At 70.5% G+C, this 21,168-nt stretch carries 15 protein-coding genes; 11 read left to right on the top strand and 4 right to left on the bottom strand.

Annotated features, from left to right (window positions below):
- The 5 genes from C4T78_RS33575 to C4T78_RS33555 form a co-directional block, all read left to right on the top strand.
- The coding region (locus C4T78_RS33575; RefSeq protein ID WP_181138266.1) for a methionine adenosyltransferase domain-containing protein at positions 1-456 on the top strand (456 nt) is incomplete at its 5' end.
- A gap of 114 nt (positions 457-570) precedes the next feature.
- Positions 571-1,545, top strand: coding sequence for a carbohydrate kinase family protein (locus tag C4T78_RS33570; RefSeq protein ID WP_093347933.1), 975 nt, complete (start codon positions 571-573; stop codon positions 1,543-1,545).
- A gap of 21 nt (positions 1,546-1,566) precedes the next feature.
- Positions 1,567-5,133 carry a methionine synthase gene (metH, locus tag C4T78_RS33565; protein ID WP_093347935.1) on the top strand — a complete coding sequence of 1,189 codons (3,567 nt, stop codon included), beginning with the start codon at positions 1,567-1,569 and terminating at the stop codon, positions 5,131-5,133.
- Between the two features lie 302 nt (positions 5,134-5,435).
- The gene (gene ahcY, locus C4T78_RS33560) at positions 5,436-6,893 is read left to right on the top strand and encodes an adenosylhomocysteinase (RefSeq protein WP_093347938.1); all 1,458 of its coding nucleotides are present in this window, start codon (positions 5,436-5,438) and stop codon (positions 6,891-6,893) included.
- Positions 6,894-7,339: 446 nt separating this feature from the next.
- Positions 7,340-8,233: a methylenetetrahydrofolate reductase gene (locus tag C4T78_RS33555; protein WP_093347941.1), complete on the top strand. Its 894-nt coding sequence runs from the start codon at positions 7,340-7,342 to the stop codon at positions 8,231-8,233.
- A 58-nt stretch (positions 8,234-8,291) separates the two neighbouring features.
- On the opposite strand, the gene C4T78_RS33550 is transcribed toward C4T78_RS33555, so the two are convergent.
- Entirely contained in the window at positions 8,292-9,350 is a 1,059-nt protein-coding gene (locus tag C4T78_RS33550) for an aldo/keto reductase (protein ID WP_093347943.1), read from the bottom strand.
- 120 nt (positions 9,351-9,470) lie between these two features.
- On the opposite strand from C4T78_RS33550, the gene C4T78_RS33545 reads away from it, so the two are divergent.
- From C4T78_RS33545 to C4T78_RS33520, 6 genes are all read left to right on the top strand, one after another.
- On the top strand, positions 9,471-10,298 hold the full coding sequence (locus C4T78_RS33545) for a helix-turn-helix domain-containing protein (RefSeq protein ID WP_218161472.1): 828 nt from the start codon (positions 9,471-9,473) through the stop codon (positions 10,296-10,298).
- A gap of 37 nt (positions 10,299-10,335) precedes the next feature.
- Positions 10,336-11,787 (top strand): carboxylesterase/lipase family protein, encoded by a 1,452-nt coding sequence (locus C4T78_RS33540; RefSeq protein WP_093347949.1) that lies wholly within the window; start codon positions 10,336-10,338, stop codon positions 11,785-11,787.
- A 44-nt stretch (positions 11,788-11,831) separates the two neighbouring features.
- On the top strand, positions 11,832-13,289 hold the full coding sequence (locus tag C4T78_RS33535) for a carboxylesterase/lipase family protein (protein WP_235863095.1): 1,458 nt from the start codon (positions 11,832-11,834) through the stop codon (positions 13,287-13,289).
- Positions 13,290-13,350: 61 nt separating this feature from the next.
- Positions 13,351-14,331 carry a phosphatidylinositol-specific phospholipase C gene (locus C4T78_RS33530; RefSeq protein WP_093347954.1) on the top strand — a complete coding sequence of 327 codons (981 nt, stop codon included), beginning with the start codon at positions 13,351-13,353 and terminating at the stop codon, positions 14,329-14,331.
- A gap of 131 nt (positions 14,332-14,462) precedes the next feature.
- Positions 14,463-14,990, top strand: a complete 528-nt coding sequence (locus C4T78_RS36225; protein ID WP_143185751.1) for a CocE/NonD family hydrolase C-terminal non-catalytic domain-containing protein — start codon at positions 14,463-14,465, stop codon at positions 14,988-14,990.
- A 109-nt stretch (positions 14,991-15,099) separates the two neighbouring features.
- Positions 15,100-16,491 (top strand): FAD-binding oxidoreductase, encoded by a 1,392-nt coding sequence (locus C4T78_RS33520; protein ID WP_093348624.1) that lies wholly within the window; start codon positions 15,100-15,102, stop codon positions 16,489-16,491.
- 60 nt (positions 16,492-16,551) lie between these two features.
- Here the strand turns inward: C4T78_RS33520 and C4T78_RS33515 are convergent, their stop codons facing one another.
- The 3 genes from C4T78_RS33515 to C4T78_RS33505 all read right to left on the bottom strand — a co-directional run bounded on the left by C4T78_RS33515 (position 16,552) and on the right by C4T78_RS33505 (position 21,094).
- Positions 16,552-18,714, bottom strand: a complete 2,163-nt coding sequence (locus C4T78_RS33515) for a thiamine pyrophosphate-dependent enzyme (RefSeq protein ID WP_093347956.1) — start codon at positions 18,712-18,714, stop codon at positions 16,552-16,554.
- 134 nt (positions 18,715-18,848) lie between these two features.
- A complete protein-coding gene (locus C4T78_RS33510) occupies positions 18,849-19,790 on the bottom strand; it encodes a LysR family transcriptional regulator (RefSeq protein ID WP_093347959.1) in 942 nt (313 codons plus the stop codon).
- A gap of 152 nt (positions 19,791-19,942) precedes the next feature.
- Positions 19,943-21,094 carry a Glu/Leu/Phe/Val family dehydrogenase gene (locus C4T78_RS33505; protein ID WP_177247428.1) on the bottom strand — a complete coding sequence of 384 codons (1,152 nt, stop codon included), beginning with the start codon at positions 21,092-21,094 and terminating at the stop codon, positions 19,943-19,945.
- Positions 21,095-21,168: the final 74 nt, after the last annotated feature.

Here is a 21,168-nt window from a genome sequence, read left to right as displayed (position 1 = left end):
GGTCCGATGGGCGACGCGGGCCTGACCGGCCGCAAGATCATCGTCGACACCTACGGCGGCATGGCCCGCCACGGCGGTGGCGCGTTCTCCGGCAAGGACCCGTCGAAGGTCGACCGCTCGGCGGCCTACGCGATGCGCTGGGTGGCCAAGAACGCCATCGCCGCCGGTCTGGCCGGCCGGATCGAGGTGCAGGTGGCCTACGCGATCGGCAAGGCGGCCCCGGTGGGCCTGTTCGTGGAGACCTTCGGCACCGAGAACGTCGACCCGGTCAAGATCCAGGCCGCGATCAACGAGGTCTTCGACCTGCGCCCGGCCGCCATCGTGCGTGACCTGGACCTCCTGCGCCCGATTTACGCGCCGACCGCGGCGTACGGTCATTTCGGGCGCAGCGACGTCGACCTGCCGTGGGAACGCACCGACCGCGCCGAGGCGCTGAAGAGCGCCGCCGGCGTCTGAGAACGATCGCCGGAGCGCGAACTGCGGGGCGCGGGCGACTGCGCCCCGCAGTCCGGCGCGCCGGTCGTCCATGGGAGCTTCGGGGCGCCCGCCCCCTGGTTAAGGAGTAGTGCAGTGCGGATTGCGGTGACCGGATCCATCGCCACCGACCACCTGATGACCTACCCCGGTAGGTTCACCGAGCAGCTCGTCGCCGACCGCCTGGAGCAGGTGTCGCTGTCGTTCCTGGTCGACGAGCTGGTGTTGCGCCGCGGTGGGGTGGCGCCGAACATCACCTTCGGCCTCGGGCAGCTGGGCGTCGGCTCGATCCTGGTCGGCGCCGTCGGCCGCGACTTCGACGACTACCGCTCCTGGCTGGAGCGCCACGGCGTGGACACCGCATCGGTGCACGTCTCGGAGACCAAGCACACCGCTCGGTTCCTGTGCACCACCGACACCGACTTCAACCAGATCGCCTCCTTCTACGCCGGTGCGATGGCCGAGGCCCGCGACATCGAGCTCAAGCCGGTCGCCGACCGGGTCGGCGGGCTGGACCTGGTGGTCGTCTCCGCCAACGACCCGGACGCGATGCTGCGGCACACCCAGGAGTGCCGCGACCGCGGCTACCGGTTCATCGCCGACCCCGGCCAGCAGCTGGCCCGGATGGACGGCGCCGGGATCCGCGAGCTGGTCGAGGGCGCCGAGTACCTGTTCACCAACGAGTACGAGCACGGCCTGCTGCTGCAGAGCACCGGCTGGACCCACGACGAGGTGCTCGACCGGGTCGGCAGCTGGGTGACGACGCTGGGCCCGAAGGGCGTCCAGGTGGAGTCCAACTCGCAGCCCACCGCGGAGGTCGTCCCGCCCAAGGAGAAGCAGAAGGGCGACCCGACCGGCGTCGGCGACGCGCTGCGGGCCGGGTTCCTGGCCGGTCTGTCCCACGATCTGGGAGTTGAGCGCTCGTTGCAGCTAGGTTGCACGTTGGCGACCGTTTCGCTGGAAGCCGACGGCCCGCAGGAGTACCAGGTCGAGCGCGACTCGTTCCTCGCCCGGTTCGCCGAGGCCTACGGCGACGCGGCGGCGGGCGAGGTCGGGGCGAAGCTCCGCTGAGCAACGGGGAGTAGGCACGGCATGGCAGACCGGCAGAACGATCCGAGCGGGTTCCTGACCGCCCTCGGCGAGCGCGTCCTCGTCGCCGACGGCGGGATGGGCACCGCGTTGCAGGGCTTCGACCTGACGTTGGACGACTTCGCCAACCTCGAGGGCTGCAACGAGATCCTCAACGTGACCCGGCCCGACGTGGTGTCCTCGATCTACCGGGGCTACCTGGAGGCGGGCTCGGACGCGATCGAGACCAACACCTTCGGCGCGAACTGGGCCAACCTCGCCGAGTACGACATCCCGGAGCGCATCCGGGAGCTGGCCGAGAAGGGCACCGTGCTGGCCCGCGAGGCCGCCGACGAGTACGCCACCCCGGACCGGCCGCGGTTCGTGCTGGGCTCGGTGGGCCCGGGCACCAAGCTGCCGACGCTGGGGCACGCGCCCTACGCGCAGCTGCGCGACGCCTACCTGGAGCAGGTCCTGGGCATGCTCGACGGCGGCATCGACGCGGTGCTGGTCGAGACCTCGCAGGACCTGCTGCAGACCAAGGCCTCGATCGTCGCCGCCAAGCGGGCGATGGCCCGGACCGGGCGGTACGTGCCGATCATCGCGCAGGTCACCGTGGAGACCACCGGCACCATGCTGGTCGGCTCGGAGATCGGCGCGGCGCTGACCGCGCTGGAACCGCTGGGCATCGACCTGATCGGGATGAACTGCGCGACCGGCCCGGCGGAGATGAGCGAGCACCTGCGGGTGCTGGCGCAGAACTCCCGCATCCCGCTGTCGGTGATGCCCAACGCCGGCCTGCCCGAGCTGGGCCCCAACGGCGCGGTGTACCCGCTGCAGCCCGACGAGCTGGCCGAGGCGCTGGTCGGGTTCGTCAACGACTACGGCGCGCGGCTGGTCGGCGGCTGCTGCGGCACCACCACCGAGCACGTGCGCGCGGTGGCCGAAGCGGTCCGCGGGATCACGCCCGCCCCGCGCACCCCGGAGCACATCCCGTCGGTCTCCTCGGTGTACCAGTCGGTGCCCTTCGCGCAGGACGCCTCGATCCTCAACATCGGCGAGCGGACCAACACCAACGGATCGAAGGCCTTCCGCGAGGCGATGCTGGAGGGCCGCTACGACGACTGCGTGGAGATCGCCAAGGCGCAGACCCGCGAGGGCGCGCACATGCTCGACCTGTGCGTGGACTACGTGGGCCGGGACGGCACCGCCGACATGCGGGAGCTGGCCTCGCGGCTGGCCACCGCCTCGACGCTGCCGATCATGGTCGACTCCACCGAGCCGGAGGTCATCGAGGCCGGGCTGGAGCACCTCGGTGGCCGCTGCGCGATCAACTCGGTCAACTGGGAGGACGGCAACGAGCCGGGTTCCCGGTACGAGCGGGTCATGCGGATGGCCGTCGAGCACGGCGCCACCGTCGTGGTGACCTGCATCGACGAGGAGGGCCAGGCGCGGACCGCGGAGTGGAAGCTGCGGGTCGCCGAGCGGCTGATCGAGGACATGACCACCAACTGGGGTCTGGACGAGTCCGCGATCATCATCGACTGCCTGGTCTTCCCGATCACCACCGGTCAGGAGGAGGTCCGCAAGGACGCCGTCGAGACCATCAACGCGATCCGCGAGCTCAAGGCGCGCCACCCGCGGGTGCAGACCACGCTGGGGCTGTCCAACGTGTCCTTCGGGCTCAACCCGGCGGCGCGGCAGGTGCTCAACTCGGTGTTCCTCAACGAGTGCCGGGAAGCCGGGCTGGACACGGCGATCCTCAACGCCTCCAAGATCCTGCCGATGAGCAAGATCGACGAGGAGGCGCGCAACGTCGCGCTGGACCTGGTCTACGACCGGCGCCGCGAGGGCTACGACCCGCTGCAGAAGCTCATGGAGCTGTTCGAGGGCCAGACCGCGAAGTCCAGCAGCGCCTCGCGCGCCGAGGAGCTCGCGAAGCTGCCGCTGTTCGAGCGGCTGGAGCGGCGGATCGTCGACGGCGAGCGCAACGGCCTGGAGGACGACCTGCAGGCGGCGATGGCCGAGAAGCCGCCGCTGCAGATCATCAACGAGAACCTGCTGGCCGGCATGAAGGTCGTCGGCGACCTGTTCGGCTCCGGTCAGATGCAGCTGCCGTTCGTGCTGCAGTCCGCCGAGGTGATGAAGGCCGCGGTGGCGCACCTGGAACCGCACATGGAGAAGGACGACTCCGGCGGCAAGGGCAGGCTGCTGCTGGCCACCGTCAAGGGCGACGTGCACGACATCGGCAAGAACCTGGTCGACATCATCGTCTCCAACAACGGATACGACGTGGTCAACATCGGCATCAAGCAGCCGATCGGCGCCATCCTCGAAGCCGCCGAGGAGCACCAGGTCGACGCCATCGGCATGTCCGGGCTGCTGGTGAAGTCCACGGTGATCATGAAGGAGAACCTGGAGGAGATGAACTCCAGGGGACTCGCCGCCAAGTACCCGGTGATGCTCGGCGGAGCGGCGCTGACCAGGTCCTTCGTCGAGCACGACCTCGACGAGGTCTACCAGGGCGACGTGCGCTACGCCAAGGACGCCTTCGAGGGCCTGCACCTGATGGACCGGCTGATGGCCATCAAGCGCGGTGACAGCCCCGAGGAGGACGCCGCCGAGGAGGCCAAGAAGGCCGAGCGCAAGGCCCGCCGCGAGCGCTCCCTGCGGATCGCCGAGAAGCGCAAGGCCGAGCAGGGCGAGGAGCCCGGCTACGACGACACCACGCGGTCCGACGTGGCCGCCGACTCGCCGGTGCCGACGCCGCCGTTCTGGGGATCCAAGGTGGTCAAGGGCGTCGCGGTCGCCGACTACCTGGCGCTGCTGGACGAGCGGGCCACGTTCTTCGGCCAGTGGGGCCTGCGCGGTGCCAAGAAGGGCGAAGGCCCCTCCTACGAGGAGCTGGTGGAGACCGAGGGCCGGCCGCGGCTGCGGCACTGGATCGACGAGCTGTCGACCGCGGGCATCCTGCAGCACGCGGCGGTGGTCTACGGCTACTTCCCGTGCGTGACCGAGGGCAACCACCTCGTCGTGCTGGACAAGGAGGAGCCCGACGCCCCGGAGCGCTGCCGGTTCTTCTTCCCGCGGCAGAAGCGCGACCGCAGGCTGTGCCTGGCCGACTTCTTCCGGTCCCGGGAGCAGGCCGAGCAGACCGGCCAGGTGGACGTGCTGCCGATGCAGCTGGTCACCATGGGCCAGCCGATCGCCGACTACGCCAACGAGCTGTTCGCCAAGAACGCCTACCGGGACTACCTGGAGGTGCACGGCCTGAGCGTGCAGCTCACCGAGGCGCTGGCCGAGTACTGGCACCGCCGCGTCCGCCGGGAGCTGGCCTGGTCCAGCGGCGGCACGGTGGCCCAGGAGGACCCCGAGGACGTGCGGGAGTTCTTCAAGCTCGGCTACCGCGGCGCGCGGTACTCCTTCGGCTACGGCGCGTGCCCGGACATCGAGGACCGGGCCAAGATCGTCGACCTGCTGGAGTCCGAGCGCATCGGCGTGGTGCTCTCCGAGGAGTTCCAGCTCCACCCGGAGCAGTCCACCGACGCGATCGTCGCCCACCACCCCGAGGCCAAGTACTTCAACACGTAAGGAGTGTTCCAGTGGCCGGCTTGCGTGGCGGTGCGGGCAGCGGAACCGCAGCGGCTTTCCCGCTGCGGGATCCCGTTCTCGTGCATGCCCGGGACACGGCAAGCGGGCCGTCCTCGCGAGAAAGCCGCTGAGAACTCGCGGCGGTGCGAGCCGAGTGCCTCACCGCATGCGGCTCACGCCGCATGCAGAAGACCATGACGAACACAGATCGACGCAGGTCGGCGCCCGTGGAAGGGCGCTACCCTGCACTCGACACCCGATCCGACGAGACCTGACAAGATCGGGAAATCAGAAAGGAAGCCATGAGCGCGAAGCTGCAGAAGGTCAACGGCCTGGAGTTCGCCGTCAGGGATCTGACGCTGGCCGAGGCCGGGCGGCACCAGATCCGGTTGGCCGAGCACGAGATGCCGGGCCTGATGGCGACCCGCGAGGAGTACGCGGCCGCTCAGCCGTTGAAGGGCGCGCGGATCGCCGGCTCGCTGCACATGACCGTGCAGACCGCCGTGCTGATCGAGACCCTGGTCGCGCTGGGCGCCGAGGTCCGCTGGGTGTCCTGCAACATCTTCTCCACCCAGGACGAGGCCGCGGCGGCGGTCGTCGTCGGCCCGAACGGCACCCCGGACAAGCCCGCGGGCGTTCCGGTGTTCGCCTGGAAGGGCGAGACGCTGGAGGACTACTGGTGGTGCACCGACCAGCTGTTCCAGTTCGGTGAGCAGGGCCCGAACATGATCCTCGACGACGGCGGCGACGCCACCATGCTGGTGCACAAGGGCGTCGAGTTCGAGGCCGCCGGTGCGGTCCCGCAGGCCACCGACGACGACTCCGACGAGTTCAAGGTCTTCCTGGAGACGCTGCGCAAGAGCCTGGCCGCCGACGGCAAGCGGTTCACCCGCCTGGCCGCGGACATCAAGGGCGTCACCGAGGAGACCACCACCGGTGTGCACCGGCTCTACGAGCTGGCCAAGACCGGTGACCTGCTGTTCCCGGCGATCAACGTCAACGACTCGGTCACCAAGTCGAAGTTCGACAACAAGTACGGCTGCCGCCACTCGCTGGTCGACGGCATCAACCGCGCCACCGACGTGCTCATCGGCGGCAAGGTCGCCGTGATCTGCGGTTACGGCGACGTCGGCAAGGGCTCGGCGGAGTCGCTGCGCGGCCAGGGCGCCCGCGTGATCGTCACCGAGATCGACCCGATCTGCGCGCTGCAGGCGGCGATGGACGGCTACCAGGTCACTACCCTGGAAGAGGTCGTCTCGATCGCCGACATCTTCGTCACCACCACCGGCAACTTCAACATCATCACCGCCGAGCACATGGCGCAGATGAAGCACAACGCCATCGTGGGCAACATCGGCCACTTCGACAACGAGATCGACATGGCCGGCCTGGAGCGGCTGCCCGGCGTCAAGAAGCAGGAGATCAAGCCGCAGGTCCACGAGTACGCGTTCCCCGACGGGCACTCGATCATCGTGCTGTCCGAGGGCCGCCTGCTGAACCTGGGCAACGCCACCGGCCACCCCAGCTTCGTGATGTCGAACTCCTTCACCAACCAGACGATCGCCCAGATCGAGCTGTTCACCAAGCCGGGCGAGTACGACAAGCAGGTCTACGTGCTCCCCAAGCACCTGGACGAGAAGGTCGCCCGCCTGCACCTGGACGCCCTCGGCGTCAAGCTCACCAAGCTGACCAAGGAGCAGGCGGCCTACATCGGTGTGGACGTGGACGGCCCCTACAAGCCGGACCACTACCGCTACTGATCCTTTTTGTGAGTTGCACTCGTCTTGCGTGGCGGTGCGGGTAGCGGAACCTCAGAGGCTTTCTCGACTCCGGGATCCCGGACTTGAGTACGGACGTGTACGCGGCGTCCGGGCTGTCCTCGCGAGAAAGCCTCTGAGAACCCGCGGCGGTGCAAGTTGCGGGGGCGGGTCATGCGCCTGCGGCGCATGCGACACCTCGCGATAGGTGCCGGTCGTGCGTCGCGGTTGCTGTTCACCACTGGAAGCGGCTTCGCCGCTTGCCCGACGGTGGCCGGTTCGCTCGCTCGCGTCGCCGCTGCGGTTTCCGTGTCCGTGAGTGCTTTGTGGGGCTATAGCGCCAGGAAGTGCTCACGGGCCTGTCACCTGCCGCCCCGCCCGTCGCAGTGGTGGTGACGGGGCGGTTCTGCCGCTTGACGAGACCAAGCTGGGAATGAGGGAGGCCAGGAATGACCAAAGTCATCGACCGGCTGCGCCCCGGCAAGACGGTGTTCTCGGTGGAGTTCTTCCCGCCGAAGACCGACGAGGAGGAACGCCAGCTGTGGCGGGCCATCCGGGAGCTGGAGCCGCTGGACCCCGCCTACGTGTCGGTGACCTACGGCGCGGGCGGATCCAGCCGGGACCGCACGGTCCGGACCACGGGCCGCATCGCGCGGGACACCACGCTGGTGCCGGTGGCGCACCTGACCGGGGTGAACCACTCGATCGCCGAGCTGCGCCACGTCATCGGCTCGTACGCGGCCGAGGGCATCACGAACGTGCTGGCCATCCGGGGCGACCCGCCGGGCGACCCGCTGGGCGAGTGGATCCCGCACCCGGAGGGCATCACCTACGCCGACGAGCTGGTCCGGCTGGTGCGCGAGTGCGGTGACTTCAGCGTGGGCGTCGCGGCGTTCCCGCACATGCACCCGCGCTCGCCGGACCTGGAGTCCGACACCGAGCACATGGTCAACAAGCTGCGGGCCGGGGCGGACTTCTCGGTGGCGCAGATGTTCCTGGAGCCGGAGTACTTCCTGCGGCTGCGGGACCGGCTGGAGCAGCGCGGCTGCCACCAGCCGCTGCTGCCGGGCGTCATGCCGATCACCACGCCGAAGGTCCTGGGCATGACCACCCAGCTGAGCAACATGACCATCCCGGACGAGGTGTCGGCGGTGCTGGACCCGCTGCGCGAGGACGCGCCCGGATTCCGGGAGGCGGGCCTGGAGATCACCACCCGGCTGTGCGAGAAGCTGATCGCCGAAGGCGTGCCGGCGCTGCACTTCTACAGCCTGAACCGGGCCAAGGCCACCCGCGAGGTGCTGGCCAACCTCGGCCTGATCGACGGCGTGCTCAAGGCCGCCTGATCGACCGGAGGAACCCCGCCGCCCGGTCCGACCGCCGGGCGGCGGGGTCTTCCCGGCGTCAGCGGCGGGTTTCGACCTTCAGATCGCCTCTGGTCACGGCGCGGATGTGCTCGCCGGCGAGCAGGTCGTGCGGGTAGCCGAGTTCGATCGCGCTGGCGGCATCCAGGCGGTCCGACTGGGTGGCGGTGAACTCGACCTCCAGGGCGCCCAGATTGTCCGCCAGCTGCTCGGCGGTGCGAGCACCGATGACCGGTGCCGTCACGCCCGGGTTCTGCAGCAGCCAGGCCAGCCCGACCTGGGCGGGTGCGCGATCCAGCTCCGCGGCGACCTCCCGCACGGCGTCGGCGATCGCGAGGTTGCGCTCGGACACCATGCCCAGACCGGCGTTGAAGCTCTTGCGCGCGCTCTCGCCGGATCCGGTGCCCGCCAGATCAGCGCGGCCGTACTTGCCGGTGAGCAGGCCGCCCGCCAGCGGCGAGTACGGGGTCACGCCCAGGCCCAGCTCCCGCGCCATCGGGAGCAGGTCGCGTTCGGCGGCCCGGTTGACGAGGTTGTACTCGATCTGCAGCGCGACCAGCGGCGACCAGCCGCGCAGATCGGCGATCGCCTGCATGCGCGACACCTGCCAGGCCGGGACGTTGGACATCGCCACGTGCAGGACCTTGCCCTGCCGGACCAGATCGTCCATCCCGCGCAGGATCTCCTCGACCGGCGTCGTGAAGTCCCAGACGTGCAGGAAGAGCAGATCGACGTAGTCGGTTCGCAGCCGCCGCAGACTGGTCTCCACCGACGCGAACAGGCTCTTGCGGTGCGCGCCTCCGGAATTCGGGTCGCCGGGCCTGCGCAGCGTCGAGTACTTCGTCGCCAGCACCAGGCTCTCGCGCTCGGCGCGGGCGAACTCGCCCAGCAGCCGCTCGGAGCTGCCCTCGGTGTAGGTGCTGGCGGTGTCGATGAAGTTGCCGCCGCGCTCGACGTAGGTGTCGAACAGCTTGCGCGCCTCGGCTTCCTCCGCGCCCCAGCCCCACTCGGTGCCGAAGGTCGCCGTGCCCAGCGCCAGCGGTGAGACCCGCAGCCCGGAGCGGCCCAGCAGCCGGTAGGTGTCGAGGGTGAGCGACATGGTGTTCCTCCGTGCTCGTGATCCGTTGTCGAGAACCGAGTCTGCGAGCGTCGCGAGCCGGGGTTAAGGGGCGGGAATTCCTGGGAAGGCCAGTCCTACCCCGGCGGTAGGATCGCGGTGATGACCCGCACCACGCACCGGACCCAGGAGCTGGCCGCGTTCCTGCGGGCCCGGCGCGAAAGCCTGGACCCGCGCGATTTCGGCCTGCCGGAGCGCAGGCGAGCCCGGCGAACCCCGGGCTTGCGCCGCGAGGAGGTCGCCGAGCTGGCCGGGATCAGCATCGACTACGTCGTGCGGCTGGAGCAGGGGCGCGACCTGCGGCCCTCCGCAGAGGTGGTGGAGGCGCTGGCAGGCGCACTGCGCCTGGCGCCGGGGGAGCGCGCCTACCTCTTCGGCCTGGCCCAGCAGCGCCCCCGCAGCGCCGACGAACCCGCCACCACCGCCGCGCCGCCGCTGGCCCGGCTGGTCGCCGACCTCTCGCCGCTGCCCGCCATGCTGATGAACCACCGCTACGACATCCTCGCCTGGAACGACGAGATGGCGCGGCTGCTGCTGGATTTCGGCACCTTGCCCGCGTCGCAGCGCAATTCGATGTGGTTGTGCCTGAAGCACCCGGAGATCCGCGAGCGCTACGCCGACCGCGAGCGCGTTCTGCGGGACGGCATCGCCCACCTGCGCGCTGCGTGGGCCGCGCACCCGGACGACCGGGCGCTGACCGATCTCATCGCCGAATTCACCGCCGGGGACGAGGAGTTCGCGCGGTTGTGGGCCGAGCGGGACGTCCAGGTCAACGGCCGCGGGAGCAAGGTGCTGCGGCATCCCGGGGTCGGCGAGCTCGCCCTGAACTTCGAAGTGCTCGTGCCGCTGCAAGATCCGGACCAGCGGTTGCTGATCTACCGCGCCGCCGACGAGGAGAGCCGGTCGGCGCTGGAGCGGTTGTTCGCATGAGGAACCGCGACCGGGCCGCGGATGGTTGTATGAACGCATGGATCTTGTGGTGCGGACTGAGCGCGGTGCGGTGCGTGGCACCGCCGGTGGAGAGTTGTGCGTTTTCAAGGGGATTCCGTACGCGGCGCCGTTGGACGGGCCGCGCCGGTTCCAGGCCCCGGTGGCCCCGGAATCGTGGGAGGGGGAGCGGGACGCGTCGGAGTTCAGCGCGTCGGTCCCGCAGCCGGCGATCCTGCCGGGCCTGCCGTCGTCGTGGAATCCCGGTGACAGCGCGGAATCCCTGACGGTGAACGTGTGGACGCCGGATCTCGGCGGTGGACTTCCGGTGCTGGTGTGGATCCACGGCGGTGCCTTCCTCGGCGGGTCGAGCAGCGAGTACGACCCGGCGAGGCTGGCGCAGGCCGGTGCGGTCGTGGTGACGGTGAACTACCGGGTCGGGTATGAGGGTTTCGGCTGGGTCGCGGATGCTCCGGCCAACCGCGGGATCCTGGACCAGCTGGCGGCGTTGCGCTGGGTGCAGGACAACATCGCTTCCTTCGGCGGCGATCCCGGGAACGTGACGATCTTCGGCGAGTCCGCCGGTGCCACGTCGGTCGCGACGCTGGTCGCCGGTTCCGCGGACCAGGGGTTGTTCCGGCGCGCCATCGCGCAGAGCCTCGGTTCGCTGTTCTGCGGGGAGGACGAGTTCCACAAGGTCAGCGAGCTGGTCCTCGGTCGGCTCGGCGTGTCGGCGACGGCCGAGGAGCTGGGTGCCGTCGCGCCGGAGGCGATCCACGGCGCGCAGGCAGCGGCGATGGCGGAGATCAACCAGGACCGCGCGGCCTGGACGAACTCGACGCCCTACGCGGTGGTCTTCGACGGTGCCGTCCTCGACGACCTGCCGTGGGCGATGCTGCGCCGCGGTTCGGGTCGGGGCGTGGAGCTGATCTGCGGTTACAACACCCATGAAGCCCGGATGTTCACCGTGGACATGCCCGCGGCGGCCAAGGATCCCGCGTTGTTGGCCAGCGGCCTGCGGCTGGACCCGTCGGTGGTGGAGCAGTACCGCGCCGGGTACCCGGGCGAGCCCGACGCGGAGCTGTACGCGCTGATGCTCAGCGACCAGCTCTTCCGGATGCCGGGGCTGTGGAGCGCCGAAGCGCACGCGCAGGCGGGCGGCCGCAGCTACCTCTACGAGTTCGCCTGGCCCGCACCGGGCCGCGATGGCGTGTTCGGCGCGTGCCACGGCCTCGACATCCCGTTCACCTTCGGCGTTTCCGGCGGTCTCCTCGGCACGACCCTGCTCGGCGAGGAACCGCCCGCGGACTTCGAGACCCTCTCGGCGGAACTGCGCGGCTCGTGGATCTCCTTCGCCACCAGCGGAGACCCGGGCTGGCCGGAGTACACCGCGCAGGATCGCCGGACCCGGATCTGGCACGTCCCGTCGCGGGTGGTCGCCGACCCGGTCAAGGTCTCCCGCGAGATCTGGCAGCACCGCTTCCCGGCCTGAACCCTCCCGAGTGCCGGACGAGTCGATACCTAGCGTGGTTACATATGGGTATGGAACTCGTGGTTTCTACTCGCAGCGGCGCGGTGCGCGGCGCTTTCAGCGGTGACGTGGCTGTTTTCAAGGGAATTCCCTACGCGGCACCGCTGGACGGCGCGCGCCGCTTCCAGGCGCCGGCAGCCCCCGAGGCCTGGGACGGAGTGCGGGAGGCGACGGCCTTCAGCGCCTCGGTGCCGCAGGCCACCGTGATGCCCGCCGCATCGCCGTGGTGGTCGCCCGGTGACGACACCGATTGCCTCAGCGTCAACGTGTGGTCGCCGGACATCGGCGCCGGCCTGCCGGTGATGGTGTGGATCCACGGCGGTGCCTACATGGGCGGGACGAGCGCCAGTCCGGCCTTCGACGGCACGAGGCTGGCGCAGGCCGGTGTGGTCGTGGTGACGGTGAACTACCGGGTCGGGTATGAGGGTTTCGGCTGGGTGGCCGATGCTCCGGCCAACCGCGGGATCCTGGACCAGTTGGCGGCGTTGCGCTGGGTGCAGGACAACATCGCTTCCTTCGGCGGCGATCCCGGGAACGTGACGATCTTCGGCGAGTCCTCGGGCGCCAGCTCGGTGGCGACGCTGGTCGCGGGCTCGGCGAAGACGGGCCTGTTCCGCCGCGCCATCGCCCAGAGCGTCGGCGCGGTGTTCTGCGGCGCGGAGGAGACCCGGCGGATCAGCGACCTGATCGTCGCCCCGCTGGGAGTCGCCGCGACCTCCGAAGAACTGGGCGAGGTGCCGTCGGAGGCGATCCACGCCGCGCAGCTGGCCGTGATGGCCGAGCAGAACCGGAACCGCGCCGACTGGACCAACTCCACGCCGTTCGCGGTGGTGCCCGACGGCGAGCTGCTCGACGACCTGCCGTGGGTGGCGCTGCGCGACGGCGCGGGCCAGGACATCGAGCTGATCAGCGGGTACAACACCGACGAGGCACGGTTGTTCACGGTGGACTTCCCGGGGGAGATGGCCGACCCCGCGCTGCTGGCGCACGGCCTGCGACTGGCCCCGTCGGTGCTGGAGGAGTACCGCGCCGGGTACCCGGGCATCGCCGATGCCGACCTGCACTCGTTGCTGCTCAGCGACCAGCTGTTCCGGATGCCGTCGCTGTGGTGCGCGGAAGGGCACGCGCAGGCGGGCGGGCGCAGCTACGCCTACGAGTTCGCGTGGCCGAGCCCGGCCCGCGATGGCGCTCTCGGCGCCTGCCACGGCTTGGACGTGCCGTTCACCTTCGGCGTCGACCGCAGCGACGTCACCGAGCACGTGTTCAGCGGCGAGACTCCGGCGGACTTCGAAGTCCTCTCGGCGGCGCTGCGCGAGGCGTGGGTTTCCTTCGCCACCACGGGCGATCCCGGCTGGCCCGCGTACGCGCCGACCGATCGCCGGGTCCGGATCTGGAACGTTCCGCCGACGGTGGCCGCGGACCCGGTCGGGATCTCCCGGGAGATCTGGCAGCACCGCTTCTGAAGCGCTGGCGAATTCCCGCCAATCGGTCCGCTGCGGCGGCCGGGGCGGAATTCTGTGGCGCATGTCTGGGAAGGCGGTTCGCGCGGCAGCCGTGCTCGCGCTGGCGTTGTCCGTTGCGATGGTGCCGGGAACAGCGGCTGCCGCGCCGTACTGCCAGAGCGTCAAGGACGCGTCGAACCCGGACTGGATGGCCGGGCTGCCCGACGACGCCAGCCTGGCGCAGCTGTCGATCCCGGGCACGCACCAGACGCTGTCGTTGCACGGCGGTGAGCTGACCCGGACGCAGGAGAACCACGGCGACAGCGCGGAAACCCTCGCCGTCCAGCTGCAGTCGGGCATCCGCGCGATCGACATCCGGGTGCGCCGCTACGACGACCGGTTCACCCTGCACCACGGGCCGTTCTACCAGAACGCGAACTTCTCGGACGTGCTGCAGAAGGCGGGCGACTTCCTGTCCGCGCACCCGGGCGAGACGGTGCTGATGCGGCTCAAAGCCGAGTGCACCGGCGAAGTGGCCTCGTGCACCGACGAGAACAGCAGTCTGGAGGTCGATCAGATCCTGGACTGGTACCGCGACAACGACCCCAACGGCAAGTACCTGCACGACCCGGCCGGCGGCGGCGTTCCCGCGCTGGGCGAGGTGCGCGGCAAGATCGTGCTCGCGACGCTGCAGGGCGCGGGCGGCGGCCTCTACGGCGGGCGCGGCATCGGCCAGTTCAACAACGACACCTGGGGCGAGTACGTGCAGGACGAGTACACCGTCCCGACGCTGTTCGACATCGACGACAAGTGGAACAAGGCCCGCGCCCACCTGGACAAGACCGCGGCGGCGGACCGGGGCGAGATGTTCCTGAACTTCACCAGCGGCTCCAGCCCGGCGGCCTTCCCGAACGCGGTGGCCTGCGGAGCGGCGGGCTTCCGGGGCGTGAACGACTACGCCCTGGAACACCTGAAGTCCAACGACCTCCCGCGCACCGGAGTCATCATGATGGACTTCCCCGGCGCAGACCTGATCAACACCATCATCGCCACCAACGACTGACCGCGGCGAACCACGTTGCCCGGCAGCGATGAAGCCGCGATCACCGTCGTGCGGTCAGGTAGGCAACAGCCAGTTCGGCGGTTTCGTCCGCCCAGCTGGTCCAGGTCAGTCCATCCGGCCATGCCCGGCAGGTGGCGGCCCGGTGCACGCACGAGCCGGTGATCGTGCGTGCGACCATCCGCAGTGCCAGTTCGCGGTCCGTCCTGCGGATGTCATCGCGGTGCGGGGCGGCTGCTTCGGCGAAAGCTTCCTGGACGACGGCAAGGGCCTGCAGGCCGCGCTCGACGCCTTCCGCGCGTTGCCCGCTGAGCAGGTCCGGCGGGCAGGCCACACCGGTGCCGATGGGAATCGGCTGGCTGCGCGCCTCGCACCGCAAGCTCGATCCCGAGCGCAGCCTGCCGCACCGCCCGTGGCACAGCCACGACGAGATCCAGCCGCTCGAACCCGGTGTGCCGACGTTGCTCGAAGTGGAGATCTGGCCGACCTCCATCACGCTCGAAGCCGGGCAACGCCTCCAACTGCGCGTCCAGGCCGACGACGACAACATGGGACTGCTGGCGCACGACGACCCGGACGACCGCAAGAGCGGGCGCGGCGCCACCATCCACCTCGGCGGCGACCACGCCTCGCACCTGTACGTGCCGGTCGTCCCGGACTGACACCCCTGGTGCCCGCGTGGTCACGGTGGGAAATGTCGTTGCTCTGGCTAACCGGTCGCCGGACGCGTTGGTTAACGTGTGGGTCGGTTCGACTCGGATGGAGGACGACATGTCGGAGAAGGCGCTGGCGGCGTTGCGCGCGGCACTTCCGGAGCCGGTGCTGCTCACGGACCCGGACTCCACCGGTCGCTTCGCCCATGATGAAGCGGAGTGGGCGCCGCACGGCAAACCGCTCGCCGTGGTGCGGGCCAGGAACACCGACGACGTGGTGGCCACCGTCCGGGTCTGCGCCGAGCTGGGCATTCCGGTGGTTCCGCGAGGCGCGGGAACGGGGTTGTCCGGTGGGGCCAACGCCGTCGACGGCTGCGTGCTGATCTCGCTGGCGGACATGAACCGGATCCTGGAGATCAACCCGCGCGAGCAGCTGGCCGTGGTGCAACCCGGCGTGGTGAACGACGACCTGCGCGCGGCCTGCCGCGAGCAGGGCGCCTGGTACCCGCCGGACCCGGCGAGCTCGCCGTGGTCCACCATCGGCGGCAACGCCTCCACCAACGCAGGCGGCGTGTGCTGCGTGAAGTACGGCGTGACCCGCGACTACGTGCTCGGCCTGGAAGCGGTCGTCGGCAACGGCGAGGTCGTCCGACTCGGCCGCCGCACCGCCAAGGGCGTGGCCGGTTACGACCTGTGCGGCCTGTTCGTCGGATCGGAGGGCACGCTCGGCGTGATCACAGAGATCACCGTCAAGCTGCTGCCGGGCCTGCGCGCCCCGGAGCGCACCGTGGTCGGCTACTTCGATTCGCTGGTGGAAGCCGGAGAAGCGGTCGCGGCGGTGGCCGCGGCAGGTGTGGTGCCCTCGGCGCTGGAACTGCTCGACCAGCACTGCCTCCGCGCGGTCGACGAGTGGAAGAACATGGGCCTGAGCGCTGAGGCGAACGTGCTGCTCCTGGGCCGCTCGGACACGCCGGGCGCGGCGGGGGAGCAGGAAGTCGACGAGCTCCTGCGCTGCTTCGACGAGGCCGGAGCCACCTGGAGCGCCCGCTCCACCGACGAGCACGAGGCCGACGCCCTGTTCGCGGCCCGGCGCCTGGCCTACCCGGCGCTGGAGCGCCTCGGCCCGGTGCTCACCGAAGACGTCTGCGTCCCGCGCGCGAAGGTCCCGGAAATGCTGGCCCGCATCGAAGCGTCCGCCAAGCGCCACGACACCCAGATCGCCAACATCGCGCACGCCGGAGACGGCAACCTCCACCCGCTGATCATCACCCAGCCCGGAGACGAAGCGGCCCGAGAACGAGCCCAACTGGCCTTCGACGACATCGTGGCGGACGCGATCGCGATGGGAGGCACGGTGACGGGCGAGCACGGCGTGGGCCTCCTGAAGCGCAAGGGTCTCCACGCCGAGCTGAGCCCCACGGTGATCGGCATGCACCACGCGATCAAGGCAGCGCTGGACCCGGCGGGAATCTTCAACCCGGGCAAGGTCTTCGGCGACCCGCAGGCCTGATCATTGCCGGTCGTGAGTGCGTAACAGTGTTCGGACACTGTCAGGCACTCACGACCCGCCTCAGCCGTCGGCCAGCTTCAGGGCGGCGGTTTCGATGGTCTCTTCGTCGAGGAGGACGTGGTAGGCCGCCGCGCCGAGGGGGATGTAGCTGTCCTCGCTGGTCACTCGGGCGATCGGGCCGGTGAAGCCGCCGTCGACCAGGGCCGTCACCACGGGTTCGGAGACTCCTCCGCTTCGGCGGGTTTCGTCCACGACCAGGACTCGGCCCGTTGCTTCCGCTGCCGTGAGGACGTCGTCGACCGGCAGCGGGGCCAGCCAGCGGAGGTCGAGGACCCGGGCGTCGATCCCGCGGTCTCGCAGCCGTTCGGCCGCCCGGAGGCTCATCGGGACGCCGTTGCCGAAGGTGACCAGGGTCAGGTCCGAGCCGTCGCCGTACTGGCGGGCGCGGCCGATCGGGACGTGGTGCTCGCCCGGGGCCGGGTAGCGGGCCAGCCAGCCCTCGTCTCCGGGTTCGTGCAGGTCGCGGGTGTGGTAGAGGGCGATGGGTTCCAGGAACACGCACACCCGGCCGTCTTCCCGGGCCGCCGCCACGCACGTGCGCAGCATCGCCGCGGCGTCGTCGGGCCGGGACGGCGAGGCGACGACCACGCCCGGCAGGTCGCGCAGGGCCGCGACGCTGTTGTCGTTGTGGAAGTGGCCGCCGAAGCCCTTCTGGTAGCCGTAGCCGGCGATGCGCACCACCATCGGGTTCCGGTACTGGCCGTTGGAGAAGAAGCTCAGCGTGCCCGCTTCGCCGCGCAGCTGGTCCGCCGCGTTGTGCAGGTAGGCGAGGTACTGGATCTCCGGGATCGGCAGCAGCCCTGCCAGGCCCGCGCCGAGCGCGGTGCCGAGGATGCTCTGCTCGTCCAGCAGCGTGTCGAAGACCTTGGTGGCGCCGAACTTCTTGCGCAGCCCGCGCGTCACCCCGTACACACCGCCCTTGCGGGAGACGTCCTCGCCGAAGACGATGACGCCGGGATCGCGGCCCAGCTCCTCGGCCAGCGAGCGGTTGATCGCCTGCGCCAGCGTCAGCGGGCCTTCGTCCTCGGGCAGTTGGCCGCCGAAGTGCTCCCGCGGCGGAACTTCCAGCGCCCGGCGTTCCACCGCCTCCGGACGGTGCTGGCAGATCGAGGCCATCACCTCCGCGGCACTGCCCAGCTTGCGGCGCTCCAGCGCCTCCTCGGTGACCCGGGCGACCTCGGCGCGCTTGTCGGCGTAGCGCGCGAGCACTTCGTCCGGGCGCAGGATCCCGTTGTCCACCAGCGCCTTCGCGGTGCCCAGCAGCGGATCGCGCTGGTAGTCGGCGGTGATCTCGGTGCGCGACCGGTAGCCGGACTCGACGTCCGAACCGGCGTGCCCCATCAGCCGCACGGTGCGCAGGTGCAGGAATGCCGGGGCGCGGTTCAGCCGAACCCACTCCGCGGCTTCCCGGGCCACCGACAGGCACTGGACCGGGTCGGCGCCGTCGGCGGTGAAGTACCGCAGGCCGGCGCGGTCGCCGTAGGCGGACTCGATCCAGCCCTTCGGCGTCCGCACGCTGATCCCGATGCCGTTGTCCTCGCACACCAGCAGCAGCGGCATCGCGAGACCCTGGAAGGCGCAGTGCAGCGCCGAGTTGATCGCCCCGGTGGCGGTGGAGTGGTTCGCCGAGGCGTCGCCGAAGCTGCACACCACTACCGAGTCGTCCGGCCAGCCGCTGGGCACGCCCAGCTTGGCCGCCCGGCCCAGGGAGAAGGCCAGGCCGACCGCGCGCGGCAGGTGCGAGGCGATGGTCGAGGTCTGCGGGATCACCGCCAGCTCGTGATTGCCGAACACCTTGTGCCGGCCGGCCGAGATCGGCTCGTCCGCGGCGGCGACGACGCCGAGCAGCACGTCGCGCAGCGGGTGCTGGCCGGGCACCTGACCGGCGCGCCGCAGGTAGAAGCCGCCGGAGCGGTAGTGCAGCAGCGCCGGGTCGGTCGGGCGCAGCGCGGCGGCGACCGCCGCGTTGGACTCGTGCCCGGACGAGCCGATGCTGTAGAAGCCCTTGCCCTGCTTGCCCAGCTGGCGTGCTTGCAGGTCGAGGTGCCGGCTGCCTGCCTGCGCGTCGAACAGCGCCAGCAGGTCCTCGGCGAGATCCGACCCGGTCGCCGGTTGAGGGGACCATCCGGCCACGGTGCGGTGGAAGAACTCATCAACCGACACTGTTCCGCCTCTCCGAGTTTTTCAGTGGTGGTCGCGTGGGGATTGATCTTGCGTTTTCGGGGCTTCTCGTGGCTGGGTTGCCTCACGTTCCCCCGGGGTGCGGTCGAGCAGCACTCGGGTTGGCGCAGGGGTGCTCATGCGTTCTCCGTGCAGTGGTCGTGCGGATCGGCGTGCCAGTCGTTGGCGACCTGGGCGCAGTACTTGGCCAGGCACTCCAGTGCGATCGGCAGCAGCGGGTTGGTGTTCTGCTTGCGGTACAGGGCTTTCACCCGGCGGTATGGCTGCCAGCCCGCGATGCGGCAGGTCCGCACCGCCTGGTCCGGCAGCGCCAGCCCGGGCAGCACCGCCACCCCGAGCTCGCGGGCCACCAGGTCGCGGATCACCGAGTAGTCGTTGCTGCGGAAGGTGATCCGCGGGACGAAACCGGCCGCGGCGGCCAGCCGGACCAGCGAGCGGGCGCCCGCGGTGTCCTGCCGGGTGCATATCCAGGCGTCGTCGGCGAGCTCGCGCAGGTCGACCTCGGCGGCGCGGGCGAGCCGGTGCGTTTCGGGCAGCGCGAGCCGTAGCGGCTCGGCCATCAGCTCCTCGACGCACAGGTCGATCGGCCACTGCCGGGGGTCCAGGTCGTACTCGAAGACCACCGCCGCGTCGAGGGTTCCGTCCAGCACGCCTCCGAGCACCTCGTCCGGTTCGCCCTCGTCGAGCTGGACCTCGGCGTTCGGGCGCTGCGCTATGACCGCGGCCAGCACGTCCGGAAGCACCCGGGCGTTGGCGGTGGCGAAGCTGGCCAGCCGCAGGCTGCCCTCCTCACCGGCGACCATCGCGCGCACCTCCCGCTCCAGCGCGTCCAGCGCGCCCAGCGCGTCGCGGCTGCGGTCGGCGAGCCGGACGGCCAGCGCCGTGCTGCGGGCGCTGCGGGCGGAGCGCTCGAACAGCGCGGAACCGATCGCCCGCTCCAGCAGCACCATCTGCTGGGAGACGGCCGAGGCGGTGTAGCCGAGCGCACGCCCTGCTTCGGCGAACGAACCGGTGCGCACGCATTCCTGGAGGGTTCGCAGGTGGATCGGGTTCAGCATGCCGGCCCCTTCAACTCTCGACGTTCGAAGCAACGTTCGGCCTTCGGAGGGCCCCGGCGCAATACCCGGCACTCGGCCCGGCCTCGTGAGCGTTTCGGGGTGCTATGGCGCCCCGAAACGCTCACGGCTGCTGAACTGCGGAAATCGGAGCATCAGGCGGGGCGGGGCAGTCGTCCGCGCAGCTCCATCGCGGTGCGCACCCGCTGCTTGGCCAGGTCCAGCGCGGCTTCGTGCGGGAGCAGCCCGCTGCGGTCGGCGGTGTCGAGGACGAGCACGGTGTTGTTGCGGGTGCGCTCGGCCACCTCGGCCAGGATCGCGGTCGGCTCCGGCCGGAAGGGCGAGTGGCGCGCGTCCATGGCGAATCCGGCCGCGATCGCGCCGCCCGCGTTGGCGATGAAGTCCGGCACCACGGTGATCTCGCGCTCGGCGAGCAGCTCCCGCGCCGCGGGCGTGGTGGGCAGGTTCGCGCCCTCCACGACCAGTCCGGCCCGGATCTTCGCGGCCACCGATTCGTCGATGACGTCCTGCCCGGCTGCCGGGATCAGCACGTCGCAGTCCACCAGCAGCTCCTCGCCGCGCGGAACGCGCTGCGCCGCAGAGGCTTTGGCCACGCAGGCGTCGCCGAACTCGGCGCGGGCCTCCAGCCACTTCGGCACGTCGAGGCCGTCCGGGTCGTGCACCGAACCGTCGATGGTGGACAGCGCGACCAGCTGCGCGCCGAGCTCGTGTAGCCGCCTGGCCGCTGCAGCTCCCACCGCGCCGAAGCCCTGCACCGCCACCCGGGCACCCGCGATGCTGCGGCCCTGGCGCACCAGTGCGGCTTCGGCGGCTTCGGCCACGCCGTGGCCGGTCACGCCGAGCTGGTCGTAGGGCACCCCTCCCAGCGTCTCCGGCACGCCGACCGCCGCCCCGCGGTCGCCGAGCTCGTCCTGGATGATCGCCGCGTCCTGCTCGGTCATGCCCATGTCCAGCCCGGCGACGTAGCTGGCCGGGATCTGATCGGCCAGCCGCCGCGCGAAGGCGCGCACGATCCGCTCCTTGTCGGGGGAAGCGGGGTCGGCGAAGATGCCCGCCTTGGCGCCGCCGTGGAAGAGGTCGACCGCGGCCCACTTCCAGGTCATCACCCGAGCCAGCCGGGCGATCTCGCCGACGGTGACGGTCGGGCTCATCCGGGTGCCGCCCTTGCCGGTGCCGCGGGCGGTGTTGTCGATCACCAGCACGCCGCGCATCCCGGTGCGCGCGTCCGAGACGCACACGACCTTCTCCGGGCCCCACTCGTCGATCTCCTGCAACAGATCAGGCACGTTCGCGCTCCTTGGGAGAATGCGGAAATTGTTCTGCGGCAACGACTCCGCAGCGATTCGGCGTGCGATTCCCG

It is taken from the genome of Saccharopolyspora kobensis (assembly GCF_900108315.1).
In the GTDB taxonomy this organism is placed as follows: domain Bacteria; phylum Actinomycetota; class Actinomycetes; order Mycobacteriales; family Pseudonocardiaceae; genus Saccharopolyspora; species Saccharopolyspora kobensis.
This window is presented reverse-complemented; position numbering and strand designations above follow the sequence as displayed.